The organism is Flavobacterium algoris (genome assembly GCF_048158525.1).
Lineage (GTDB): Bacteria > Bacteroidota > Bacteroidia > Flavobacteriales > Flavobacteriaceae > Flavobacterium > Flavobacterium algoris.
Genome location: NZ_JBLNKT010000038.1, coordinates 1 through 12,831, shown reverse-complemented (window position 1 = coordinate 12,831; position 12,831 = coordinate 1). Strand labels below are relative to the sequence as shown.

Sequence of the window (12,831 nt, the reverse complement as noted above, 5' to 3'; positions counted from 1 at the left end):
TGTTTAAATTTTAAATCAATCATGCAAAAAAAGAATTTCATCGTTTTATTTCTGTTTCTATTTACTGCAAATATCGTTTCTTCTCAAAAAGACGGCTATTGGGACAAAGCTCGTGCTACAACTGAAGAAATTTCGGTTTCCGCAAGAGACAGAATAATTATTAAAACCCAAGATTTCCCGGAAGGAACCACCGAAGTTGTTTATAGAATAACACTTTTGGATAAAAATCAGCAAATAGCGGGTAGTTTGGTTTCGGTTTTAAAATCTATCCCAGACCCAACAGGAATCAGTCAAGGCTCAGCAGGAGCGGTTTTTATATTGTCTAAAATATCGGGAGATGATAAATGCAAGTATGCCATTTTTTCAAGCAGTGATTTGGCTTTAAAATACAAGGAAAACGGAAAAACTGATGACGCTTGTCTGGTTCAGGATACACCAGTCAGTAAAGATGCTAAACGGCTTTCTACAGAAAAATCGGCTTGTATGAAATCGAATTCAGGAAATTTATGGTTTGGTTTCGAAAGTAAAAACTGGATTATGAATCAAAAAATCATACTCGAAGTCGTGCCGTGGGTTGATAGTAAACTCAGTCGTGGTTGGACTCTAGAAAATAGAAAAGCAATTATTGATCAATGTAAAACATCGAATATTGCTCAGAAATTGACCAATTCAGATGATTTTTGCGTATGTATTCTCGATAAAATACAATCTAAATACAAGTTTAAGGAATTCCAAAAATTATTGGCGATAGAGCGTTCTAAAGCTTTTAAGGATTTTGGAAATAGCTGTTTCAATGAAACGGGCGCTTCTAATGTAGTTTATAATGGTTTGCGTAAACAGGCGTCGGATTTAGCGAAACAAGGTCTTTATGGCGCTGCAATAGCTAAATTGAATGCGATAATTAACAACAATAAGGCAACTGCTTTGGATTATAATGCAATTGGAAACAGTTATATTCTGACGAAGCAATACGGTAAAGCGATTAAATTCCTAAAAGAAGGCGAGAAGCTCGATGATTCTGAGTTATTGATAAAGCTGAATTTGGCGCACGCCTATTTATTGAATGATAACTATTCCTCGGCCAAAGCTATTTACAAGGAATACCAATCTCAAAACGTAACCGATAGTTTGAGTTGGACTCAAAAAATAAAACTTGATTTTGAGACTTTCAAAAAGGCGGGTATTAAAAATGATAATTTTGAAAGAGTTTTGAAGTTAATCGAAAAGTAACTTTGAGTTTTAATAAAAATAATTTAGTTGATTTTAAATCTTTAAAAAAACAACTTCCCAAAATGGGAACTTTTTATTACCTTTGTAAAATAAATAAGCTTTGAGAGTAATTGCAAAAAAAATATTGAGAGATTTTTGGTTAGCTCATGCTGATTGTGAGCACCAATTAAAATCTTGGTTTCAGGAAACAAGTAAATCCGAATGGAAAAATCCTAACGAGATAAAAAACGAATATCCAAGTGTTAGTATTTTAAATGACAATCGATTTGTGTTCAATATCAAAGGAAATAATTATCGATTAATAGTTAAAATAAATTTTGATTATCAAATGGTTTGGATCCGGTTTATTGGAACGCATGCAGAGTATGATAAAATTAACGCCAACGAAATTTAATTACAATGGAAATTAAGCCTGTAAAAACAGAAAACGATTATAATCAAGCTCTTGAAAGACTTGAATTTATTTTTGATGCTAAAATTGGTTCGCCTGAAGGTGACGAATTGGAAGTGCTGGGTATTTTAATTGACCAATATGAGAATGACCATTTTCCCATTGGTATGCCGGATCCAATTGAGGCCATAAAATTCAGAATGGAACAAATGGGGTATAATCAAAATGATTTGGCCAATATTGTTGGTTTAAAAAGCCGAGCAAGTGAAATTCTAAATCGCAAACGAAAACTTTCTTTGGAAATGATTCGTCAACTGCATGAGCGATTAAATATTCCTACAGACGTTTTAATTCAAACATATTAAAATTGATGATTGAGATTATATCAATTCATAACTCATAATTTCTTGAAAGCAACTTACCATAAATACATTCTTAATTTCAAACGCCCTTCCGGAACTTCCCGTGGCGTAATGACCGAAAAAGAAACTTGGTTTATCGTCTTGGAACAAGACGGTAAAAGGGGAATTGGGGAATGCGGAATTCTTCGCGGATTGAGTATTGATGATCGACCGGATTATGAAGAAAAATTACGATGGACTTGCGACAACATTCATCTTGGAAAAGAGCAACTTTGGGAAGCTTTAATTGAGTTTCCTTCGATACAGTTTGGAGTCGAAATGGCGTTCCAATCTTTGGTGAGTGAAACTCCTTTTTTACTCTTTCTTTCGGACTTTGTAAATGGTGGAAAATCGATACTGATTAACGGCTTGGTCTGGATGGGTGAGGAGTCGTTTATGAAGCAACAAATCGAGGAAAAATTAGCTCAAGGTTTTCGATGTATTAAACTTAAAATAGGAGCGATAGATTTCGATAAAGAACTGCAATTGTTACGGTTTATTCGGGAACATTTTACTCCAGAACAAGTCGAAATTCGTGTTGATGCAAACGGCGCTTTTGATGAAAATATAGCTTTAGATAAATTAATACAACTATCTGAATTTAAATTACATAGTATTGAACAGCCGATACAAAAAAAACACACTGACAGGATGGCAGAGCTATGTAAATCCACTCCTTTTCCTATTGCTTTGGATGAAGAGTTGATTGGTGTGTTTACATGGGCCGAAAAAGAACAATTATTACAGAAAATCAAACCGCAATACATTATTTTGAAGCCTAGTTTTGTAGGTGGTTTTCGAGGTACACAAGAATGGATTTCGTTGGCTGAAAAGTATAAAATTGGGTGGTGGATTACCTCAGCATTAGAGAGTAATATTGGGCTAAATGCGATTGCACAATGGACTTTTTTACAGCATAATTCCATGCCTCAAGGATTAGGAACCGGAGCATTGTATACCAATAATTTTGACTGTCCACTCGAAGTTTCACAAGGGCAATTATGGTATAAAAATGAGTTGGATTGGAAGTTTGATTTTGATATTTTGAAGTAGATTATTTCGGGGCTTTCTTTTGTTCACCATCACCTAATAGTACTGATATTGTTTTTAAACTTGGTGTACGGTCTGCAATCAGTTTTACGATGCTCACGAACGGAATGAACAAAATCATTCCTGCAGCTCCCCATAAAATGCCTCCTACAATTACCACGATAATGATGACAAGTGTGTTTATTTTCAAACGGCTTCCCACTGCAAAAGAAAATATGATATAGGCTTCAAGCGCTTGAACAATAGAAAAAACTAGAATGACTCCTAACGGATACCAAATTGAATTATACGTTATCCAGGAAACTGCAATGGGCAAAAGCGACGATATCATTATTCCCACATAAGGGATAAAAGTTAGAATTGAGGCTATAAAACCAAACAAAAATGGGTGTGGCACTCCAATAATCAATAGTCTGATGCTGTTTAATAGTCCAACTATGAGATATACCATCAAGATACCTTTTATGAAATTATAATAGGCATGGATGGTTTCTACGAGGATTTCATGAATGGTACTTTTTTTCTCTGGAGGGAAAAGTTCATAGAGCGCATTCGATAACATTTGACGATGATAGAGTATGAGCGCAGAAAAAACGGGAATCATTAACAGAATAAATAATGATTCTGATATGGAATAGGCGGTGTTGCGTAATATTGAGAATGCTTGTCAACCAGAGTTATCGAGCGTATATTTAACGAATTCGGATTGTTTTTCAACACTGATGTCAAGTCTTTCAAAAAGAAAAATACTCAATTGATTTATGGTATCTGCAAGTTTTACCCGCAATGATTGCCATTTCTGCAGGAACTCCGAGAACTGTGTGAACAATAAGTAAATAACAGATCCCGCTAAAAATGTTACTCCTAAAAATGCAAATAATAATAGCAATACCTTTATTGATACTTTTTGTTTCCATCCATTTGCAAATGGGAAACAGAATAAAGCTAATGAGTAGTGAAAAGCTTAACGGAATAAAAAGCGTCTTACCAAAATACAGAATCAAACAGGACAATACTATAAATTGAAGAATTTCTAAAGCAGAATATTTTCTGTTGGACTGAAATGGTACGGGATTTTTGGAAAATTGTATCATACAAATCTTGTATTATAACTATTATTTCATATCCGCTTTTAGGGTAATATTTTAGATTTAAATTCGTTTAAATAGTAGTTAAAACGAATGATATAAATGTCATTTTTTGTTTAAGAGTCTAATAAGCGCCTGTGGTAATTGATTTGACCTAGGTGATAGGCTAGGTGAGTAGTCAAATGTATTAGCATAAATTCAGTTGAAGTCTTAGTTTCAAAAACTAAAAGTGGGTATTCTTTTTTTAATTCTTCTTCCGATATATTGTTAAGCGCATTATTTACAATAACAATGGTTTCTTCAATTTTGTTTATTAGTTCTCCTCTTGGAACATTCTTAAGCGAAAATTCAAGTGGTCTGTTTCTAATATAGCCTGTCTTTCCAAATTCGGCTCCAATGTATGTATTTAGATTTCCTATTAAATGCAAGCAAAGATTACCAGCAGAATTAGTGATGCCGTTTTGAATATGCCAAATTTTATTTTCATTTTGGTATAACTCAATCTCCGATTTTAATTTATTTAAATCGCTATCGAATAACGATTTTAAAGTTTCAATTAGCATGGTTTGTTTTTTTATACTTCTTCAATGATAACAGTGCTTTTTGGTGTATTTTATTTTGAAAAAAGCCCGTCCATCCTAATAAATATCCTGTGGTACCTAATGCTTGTTTAGACCATTTCCAAATATCAAAATAATCGGAATGTTTGATGATGAGTCCCTTTTTAAATTGAAATTGGGCCTGAATAACATTTACAACTTTTCTATTGGTTTTGCTAAAATTATAGGTTGCTATCCATTGAGTAGCACCAATGTATTCATCTGCTTTTACATCTGAGAATTCAATTTTTATGTTCCCTTTACTGCTTTCTATTAGCATTTTCCACATTTGGCATACATCATTTCCTTTTAATAAACCAAATACGGGATCCCGAAACTGAATATCTGGGTGGTAACATTCACACATTGTAGCGGCGTCAGCATTTGCAAAAGCAGTATAGAACTTGGTAAGGATTTTCTCGTTTGCAGTCATAATTAACATAAAGTGATTAGTAAAAATAATGATTTTTTTGTTAAAATTTCAGTTTTAAATAGTAATGTAAAAAAAATGAATATCATTTATTCCTAATTTGATGCTATTCATTGTGTTGTCTTTACTAAGAATTTAAAAAATTAAACAAAAAAAAGAGGATAGGCTTTTAAGTTTCTATCCTCTTTTTGAAATTTATAAAAATCATATTCTTTATTCCGATGCCTTATTTAGCTGCAGGAATAATATCGATTATTACGGTACGATTGTAAAAACGTTCTTCTGGGGTTTTATTTTCAAAAGGAGATTTATTTTCGTCTTCACCATATCCAAGTACTTCAAATTTAACATCGTTTCTGCCGGATTTAGATAAACCACTTACGATTATGCTTTTCACATCATTAGCACGAGCTAAAGATAAATCTTGATTGTGAACTTCTTCACCAATAATATCAGTATGACCATGAATAATAACTGTTGCTCCAACAGGAATTTTTGGTGTTACTACCTCAGTAAGGTATTTTTCATAGATACTTATGGCTTTAGATTTATTAAATTCATAAATAATGCTATATCTCGTACCTTCTTCCATTTTTGACGGAGTCCAAAGTACCATGTGAACCGGAGTTTCTTTCTCTACAATTTTACCGCTTTTAGTTTGACCAATCATTTTCACGGTGTAATCACCTTCTGGATGGCTGCCTAAAATTGATTTTCCAGGAATACTTACTTCTTCTTGTGTATAAGGTCCAAAAGCTTGTACTTTTCCTTGTTCATCAGTTATTTGTAAGGACCATGTAGACAAAGCTTCGTTAGCTCCTTTATTATTGAAGGTTACATAGCTTTCAGTTGGTGCTTCTTGCAAAGGAGCAATTTGCACGGGTTTCAATTGCGCTTCAGGACCACTTTGAAATTCCATCAACAAATCTGGGGAAGTACTTTCGATAGAAACTCTGCGATCTCCTTCACGGAGCAGTTCTAATTCAAGTGTTCCACCTGGTTGTTCTGATGGGATATTTGGTTTGTTTTGACCTTTAGTCGTTATTCTTGATGGATTTATTGCAAATGTATTTACTAAATAGATTTTGATTGATTCTGACATTGCAAGTCCATCTTCAGGACCTTTCCCTGATGAGCCCACCAAAGTAATTGTCGATGAAGGATTTTTTTGCATACGATCTCCAAGGATGTTTAAAACATTATAATAAACAATCATTTGTCTTTTAGAACGATCTGACAAGTTTTTTGGAGCAAAAACTTCCAATTGGTCTTCTTTGAAATCTTTAACCTGATCTTTAGTTAATAAAACATAACGATTTGGAATTTCAGTTGATCCAATATTAAAGAATACATAGTTTCTAAGTGGGAATATTTCAGTCATTCTTCGATCACCAGGAACGTTGCTAGGTGAGTTTACAGAAAATTGAACTTCATGATCCTTCAGCATATCAGTTGATTCTTGGATATTATGTCCTTGACCCATTTTTAGCGCTACACCAGCTCTAAGAGTTGTTATATTCCATGTTTCTGTTGAACGTGGATTTTGGCCAAAATAAGGCTGAAAAGCAACAAAAGGAGACAATACAAATTGTGTTTTGTTTGTATCAGATGAAAGAGGAATATCGTAACCAGCTCCAATTTGCATTGAAAAAATAGTTTTTTTGACATCACTTAAATCACCTGTTACTGCAGGACTGGCTGCTTGATCCGGATATGCGGGATTGATTCCTAATTGATAGCTAAATGATTTATCCATGTTGAATGCCAAACGTGGACCACCATATAGATAAAAATTAGATTTAAAAGGAGCAAAGCGTAAACTAGGTTCCACAGTAATATAACTTACGTTTGTAGATAGATCTGCCGGACAGTCACACGGAGTCACAATTTGGTCAAAAGATCCTTTACGGTTATCATATCCAGCTTGAAGCATTACACCCCATCTGGAATCAGCAGGGCGATATTCTAAAAGCGGTGCTATGAAAAGTCCCACACCATTTCCGTCATGAAACGCAGCAGGGGGGGTGAAACCAGCATTCAATTGTTGAGTTGAACCACGATAAAAATTAAAATTAGCACCACCTGCAACTCCAAAATACCATGAAGGTTTTGTGTACTTTATTACTTGCGTTTCTTGTGATTGAACAGGAGTTTGAATACTTAACCATCCTAATGCAATTATTGCAATACTATTTATGGTCAGTTTATTAGAGGACCATGCAATGCATGATCCTATTTTAAAATTAGTTTTAGTTTTCATCTTTTTACGGCTTAGTGATTATATTTGTGTGAGTCATTACTACAGCTCCATTTCTGGCAAGCATTCTACCTTGAGCAGTTGAATGTGATCCCATTGTTATAGATTGTAAGGCTAATATATTACCTACAAATGAAGTATAATCTCCAATAGTTGCAGAGCTTCCAGTTTGCCAAAAGACATTTTTAGCAAGAGCTCCACCGGTAAGTTTTATATTTCCACCAGCTCCACCAATAGTGGTAAAAGCAGATGCTACTTGGAAAATCCAAACATCAGTTGCACTACCGCTAAGTGTTAAATCACCTGATTGTACTAAAAGTGTTGATGTTGATTTATAAATACCCGCAACAAGTGTTTTTCCACCTTGGTCACCTGATACCGTTATAGGTGCGCTATAAGAAGCTCCCTCAGCAAAAAGATAGGCATTAGTTAAATCTAGTTTTGCTTGAGTTAACATAGCTGCTACACCAGCAGGAGCAATATCGTCAGAAGCATAAATTGCACCATTCACTATAATTGCAGGAGGAAATCCTGTAATTGAAGAACGAACCCCTGGGCTTATACCCACATCCATGTTATTAATTACACTAAAACCAGCGTTGTTACTAACTCCAACACCTGATAAAATTCCAAATCTTTCTGCTGAACCAAGATTTACAGTATTTCCAATTAAAGCTGAATTAGTGCTAAAGTTCCAAACATAGTCGTTTGCTAATGACATACCGGCTAGATTCTTTGCTCCTGTATTAATTGTAGCAGTGTAGGTAGTTCCTGCTAAAAGATTATTTGTAGGATTAAAAGATAGTGTTGTACCTAAATAAGAAACAACTCCAGGTACAATTGTATTACCATTTTTTAAAGTAAATGTGGTAGCGTTTATAGTCAAAGGATCCATTGCTGTGCTAAAGTTAGCCGTAATAATCTTATTAACAGCAACACCTGTAGCATTATCTGCAGGGTCAGTAGCGGTTACTTTAGGAGCCGTAACAGATCCAGTAGTAAATGTCCATGTAAAATTATTAGTTAATGATGTTCCTTGTACATTTTTAGCTCCTGTAGTAACAGTTCCAGTATATACTGTATTAGCTGTTAATGGAGTAGTAGGAGTAAAATAAGCAGTTGTTCCAATGTATGAAACTGTTCCTGCTACTGGTGTTGTCCCTTGTTTTAAGGTAAAAGTTGTCCCATTAATAGTTGCCTGATTCATTGCCATGTTAAAATCAGCGGTGACAATTTTATTAAGGAATACATTAGTGGCATTATTTACTGGATCAGTAGCAATTACCATTGGCGTAACAGTTGAACCAGTACTAAATGTCCAAACGTAATCAACTTGTAAAGAATTACCTGTTAGGTCTTTAACAGATGTTTTAATTCTTCCTGTATAAGTTGTGTTAGGAGTAAGTGGACTTGTAGGAACAAACGAAGCAGTGTCTCCGTTTAATGATACTGTTCCTGCAACTAAAGCAGTTCCTTGTAAAGTAAAAGAGGATTGGTTAAAAGTTGCTGCATTCATCTCTTCGTTGAAAACTACTGTAATAGTTTTGTCTAAAGCAATATTAATTGCGCCATTATCAGGACTTGTCGATAAGACAACTGGGCAAACGCCTTCGATTTCTTGGAAATCGTCATTTTCGCAACCAGAAATTAATGCAATAAATAGTATTGCAAAGGTTAACATTAAATTTTTAGCTTTCATTTTTTTTGATTTAGGGGATTAAGTATTTTATACCACAAAGATTAGTTTGTTCTAGACTTTAAGTATTATACAATTAGAAGTATAACTTGTGAAATTCACATATTAAAAATGTTAGTATTTTTTATCAAAAAATTGATAATCAATTTTTTATATTTTTAAATATGTGTTAGAATAGATGTTTTTTTCTAAAAATAAGATTAGAAATAGTTAGTAAAGAAATACTGATAGTTGATCCTAATCTATTAGTAGAAGATTAATTCTCTACTAGTTTTTTGTTATTAAAATAAAATAGGGTTTAACTTTTTAGTTAAAAAGTTAAACCCTATTTTATCAATACACACATTAGGGAATGTTGTTTGCAATACTATTAATTGTAATAAATAATTTTATTTACACCTAATTTTATTTTTTCCTTTTTCACCCAAATTGAAAATGAATAAGGTGAGTTCTTCTGTGAACGTATCAAGAATTAAAGCAGATTGTCGGATGTGATTTATTAATTCTTTGATTTCATCTGGGGAATTTATTCCTTGTTCAAGCAAAAAAGATAAACCTAGAATATTTGCAACTGGTTGTCTCACTTTGTGGGAGGTCATGAACATCATTTTCTCTAATCCATTGATGTATTCTGTTTGATATTCCTCTGCTTTTTTAAGCTCTGCATTAGCAATAATTAATTCAGCAGCTCTTTTTTCTTTTTCTTCATTTTGAAAAACAAGTTCTTTGTTAGCTATGTTTAGTTCTGCTGTCTGGATTCTTTTTTCTTGGTTTTTAAATGCCAGTTTCTTGTTTGCGAAGTCTAGTTCTTCGGTTCGTTCTTCCTTTTCCAGGTTTTGAAAAGCAAGTTCTTTATTGGCTATAATTAATTCAATCGCTCGTTTTTCTTTTTCTTCGTTTTGAAAAAGCAGCTCTTTGTTCGCTATAACTAATTCAGCAGCCCGTTTTTCTTTTTCTTCGTTTTGAAAAAGCAGTTCTTTATTAGCAATAACTAATTCAGCAGCTCTTTTTTCTTTTTCTTTATTTTGATAAGCAAGCTCAGTATTAGCGATAATTAATTCAGCAGCTCTTTTTTCTTTTTCTTTATTTTGATAAGCAAGCTCCGCATTAGCAATAACCAATTCAGCAGCTCGTTTCTCTTTTTCTTCATTTTGATAAGCAAGTTCAGCATTAGCAATAACAAGTTCCGCAGCTCGTTTTTCTTTTTCTTGATTTTGAAAAACAAGTTGTTTATTAGTTAGTATTAATTCTTCCTTTTTTATCCTTTTATCCATTTTATTTCAATTCAAATCCGTTAGAATTTTTACATTGCTATAAACATATTCTTTATAAAAGATATTTCTTCAAAAATTGATGAGTAACAGTTCTGAAGCTATAATTTTATGTTATCCGAATGTTTTGTTACTACATTCGTAATTACTAATTGTAATAGTGTTCCTAATATTCTTTTTATTGGATTATGAGTTGATCCTAACAAAACTTTTTTAGTTAAATAACCTGTTGACATTCCAATAACATTACTAATTACATTCCCTTTTATATCAGATGAAGTTGTCATTTCACTAAAAACACTTTTAATTATGTTTAAAGGTTTTAAACTTTCATACGTTAGCTCAAACTGTTGTTTTAATGAGAGTAATTCTAGAGCTTGTTTATTTTCTAATAATGCAATAGTTTCATTGAGTGTATCTGTTTGGTTGATTTTTTTCATACTATTTTTTTTTAAGCATTTTAGTGATAATGAAATTACTGACAGGAGTTTTAATCCATTGATCTTTAAAAGCGTATAGTATAACTGAAATTAGGAAGTAAGCACTTCCTATGATAAAGAAACCCAAATATGGTTTTCCCATTAATTCACCTATCCATAAAGAAAGTCCAATATTAGTTAGCAGAACAAACATTGCAACAACAATAGCAACAGTTAATCTTGAAAGTAGAGAGGACAATACATCTGCTGATTTGTCAATTGCATTAAGCTTTACCAATTCGGCTGTTGTTCTTGTATAATTCTCTGCTTTTTCAAAAAGCGTTTCTATTGTTGTTGCGTAGTTGTCCATAGCTTAATTTTAATCGAATTAATAGTTTGATATTTTAATGAATACACTACTTAGAATTAGATTTCTAATTTTTGAATTTCCTTTTTAGTTTTTTCTAATTTCTCTTTTCCATCTGAAAGTAGATCTTGACCTTCTAACCAGATACCTTCATATTTTTTGGTAATAGTACCTAATAGGGTTTCATATTTATCTTTTAAGTCATCAGCATAATCATTGCCTTTACTTAAGATTCTTTTTCTTGTTTTCTTTCCTTTTTCTGGAGCAAATAATATACCCATTAATGCACCTGCTGCAATACCACCTAATACGCCTAATACTAATTTATCTGTTTTCATAATTTATTTTTTAATGATTTATTTCTATTCTTAATTATAATCTTCGTCCTTGAATAAGTCTTAATAATATTGCGATTATAGCAATAACAAGTAAAACATGTATAATTGAACCAGCACTGTATGCAAAGAATCCAATTGCCCAAAAAATGATTAATATTACTGCTAATGTGTAAAGAAGATTGCTCATGATTTCTATTTTTTAATGATTAGTATTTAAAATGTTATTAGTAAAGTTAAAAATAAAATAAATCGTAATATATTGTTTTGCAATATTTTATGAAATAAAAAAAAATATTTTTTAACTTAATATGAAATTTATTCTATTCTTTTTTTTATTAAAAAGAAAAAGCAGCGTAAAAACTCAAGACACTGTTTTTAGCATCTGGAGAAGTGAAATTACTGCTTGAATTATCTTTCCCAATTTTGGTTAATCCATAATTGTAGCGAACTCCAAAACTTACAGGTTCTAAATCAAGACCAAGACCTCCTGCAAGACCTGCATCAAATCTGTTGAAATCATCTGTGTTAATATTATCTTGGAAGTTATAATTCCCGTTACTAGATTTGTTTGTTGTTTTTCCACTAATTAAGTAAGCAGCATAAGGTCCCGCATGAATATTGAAATTCTTTGTAACATTTACCACTAATAAAAGAGGTACTTCAATATAATCTAATTTAAACTGTGCAGTTCCGCTTACTAATGCATTGTTATAAACAAGTTCTGCTCCTTTTCCGGTATAAGAGATTTCTGGTTGAATTGAAATAAAATTGGTAACGGGTAATTTGGCAAATAAACCTACGTTAAAACCGGTCAATACATTATTATCATCAACATTATCAGTATAGAGATTGGAGAAATTAACCCCACCTTTAATACCAAATTTAGGTTCGTTTTGTTGTGCCTTAACTCCCGTAAAAGCCATAAAAGTTAATACTAAGGAAGCACAAATTAATATTTTTGATTTTTTCATTTTTGTTTTCTTTAAATTTAATTTATAGTAAATCTGATGTCTTACAAAGGTCAGCTCGAAAGAGGAGAAAAGTGTTACAATACTTTCCATAAAACTTATATTATTCACACATTTTAGTGATGATTATGAGCTATATAAAGTTTTTTGACAGGAGAAAAAAGAATTGAAATAAAAAAGGCGAGTTAAAAAACTCGCCTTTTAAAATCTATGTCCCGTCCTGAAATAGCGATACACAAAAAAGATCGTTATGGAAGAAAACATAAATTATGTAAAACGCACCCAACGCGATTACAGTATGTCTTTAAAGCTTCAAATTGTTAGAG

General features: G+C 32.5%; 15 protein-coding genes. 4 read left to right on the top strand and 11 right to left on the bottom strand.

Annotated features, from left to right (window positions below):
• Positions 1-21: 21 nt before the first annotated feature.
• The 4 genes from ACM55I_RS14945 to ACM55I_RS14930 all read left to right on the top strand — a co-directional run bounded on the left by ACM55I_RS14945 (position 22) and on the right by ACM55I_RS14930 (position 3,075).
• Complete coding sequence (locus tag ACM55I_RS14945) at positions 22-1,230, top strand: tetratricopeptide repeat protein (protein WP_416847644.1); 1,209 nt, start codon at positions 22-24, stop codon at positions 1,228-1,230.
• A 100-nt stretch (positions 1,231-1,330) separates the two neighbouring features.
• Positions 1,331-1,624 (top strand): type II toxin-antitoxin system HigB family toxin, encoded by a 294-nt coding sequence (locus ACM55I_RS14940; protein ID WP_416847643.1) that lies wholly within the window; start codon positions 1,331-1,333, stop codon positions 1,622-1,624.
• A 5-nt stretch (positions 1,625-1,629) separates the two neighbouring features.
• Positions 1,630-1,986, top strand: coding sequence for a helix-turn-helix domain-containing protein (locus ACM55I_RS14935; protein ID WP_416847642.1), 357 nt, complete (start codon positions 1,630-1,632; stop codon positions 1,984-1,986).
• Positions 1,987-2,028: 42 nt separating this feature from the next.
• Complete coding sequence (locus ACM55I_RS14930; RefSeq protein ID WP_416847662.1) at positions 2,029-3,075, top strand: o-succinylbenzoate synthase; 1,047 nt, start codon at positions 2,029-2,031, stop codon at positions 3,073-3,075.
• Position 3,076: 1 nt separating this feature from the next.
• On the opposite strand, the gene ACM55I_RS14925 is transcribed toward ACM55I_RS14930, so the two are convergent.
• From ACM55I_RS14925 to ACM55I_RS14875, 11 genes are all read right to left on the bottom strand, one after another.
• Positions 3,077-3,676, bottom strand: coding sequence for an AI-2E family transporter (locus ACM55I_RS14925; RefSeq protein ID WP_416847641.1), 600 nt, complete (start codon positions 3,674-3,676; stop codon positions 3,077-3,079).
• Between the two features lie 600 nt (positions 3,677-4,276).
• Positions 4,277-4,723 carry a DUF1572 family protein gene (locus ACM55I_RS14920; protein WP_416847640.1) on the bottom strand — a complete coding sequence of 149 codons (447 nt, stop codon included), beginning with the start codon at positions 4,721-4,723 and terminating at the stop codon, positions 4,277-4,279.
• Positions 4,713-5,192 (bottom strand): nuclear transport factor 2 family protein, encoded by a 480-nt coding sequence (locus ACM55I_RS14915; protein ID WP_416847639.1) that lies wholly within the window; start codon positions 5,190-5,192, stop codon positions 4,713-4,715. The genes ACM55I_RS14920 and ACM55I_RS14915 overlap by 11 nt, the downstream gene beginning before the upstream one ends.
• A gap of 223 nt (positions 5,193-5,415) precedes the next feature.
• A complete protein-coding gene (locus ACM55I_RS14910; RefSeq protein ID WP_416847638.1) occupies positions 5,416-7,449 on the bottom strand; it encodes an outer membrane beta-barrel protein in 2,034 nt (677 codons plus the stop codon).
• A gap of 4 nt (positions 7,450-7,453) precedes the next feature.
• Positions 7,454-9,145, bottom strand: coding sequence for an Ig-like domain-containing protein (locus ACM55I_RS14905; protein WP_416847637.1), 1,692 nt, complete (start codon positions 9,143-9,145; stop codon positions 7,454-7,456).
• Positions 9,146-9,531: 386 nt separating this feature from the next.
• A complete protein-coding gene (locus ACM55I_RS14900) occupies positions 9,532-10,416 on the bottom strand; it encodes a diguanylate cyclase (protein ID WP_416847636.1) in 885 nt (294 codons plus the stop codon).
• Between the two features lie 98 nt (positions 10,417-10,514).
• Complete coding sequence (locus ACM55I_RS14895; protein WP_416847635.1) at positions 10,515-10,853, bottom strand: hypothetical protein; 339 nt, start codon at positions 10,851-10,853, stop codon at positions 10,515-10,517.
• Between the two features lies 1 nt (position 10,854).
• Entirely contained in the window at positions 10,855-11,202 is a 348-nt protein-coding gene (locus ACM55I_RS14890; RefSeq protein WP_416847634.1) for a hypothetical protein, read from the bottom strand.
• Positions 11,203-11,258: 56 nt separating this feature from the next.
• Complete coding sequence (locus ACM55I_RS14885) at positions 11,259-11,537, bottom strand: YtxH domain-containing protein (RefSeq protein WP_416847633.1); 279 nt, start codon at positions 11,535-11,537, stop codon at positions 11,259-11,261.
• Between the two features lie 34 nt (positions 11,538-11,571).
• Positions 11,572-11,724, bottom strand: a complete 153-nt coding sequence (locus ACM55I_RS14880) for a lmo0937 family membrane protein (protein ID WP_156129387.1) — start codon at positions 11,722-11,724, stop codon at positions 11,572-11,574.
• Between the two features lie 148 nt (positions 11,725-11,872).
• Positions 11,873-12,508, bottom strand: a complete 636-nt coding sequence (locus ACM55I_RS14875) for a porin family protein (protein ID WP_416847632.1) — start codon at positions 12,506-12,508, stop codon at positions 11,873-11,875.
• Between the last annotated feature and the right edge of the window lie 323 nt (positions 12,509-12,831).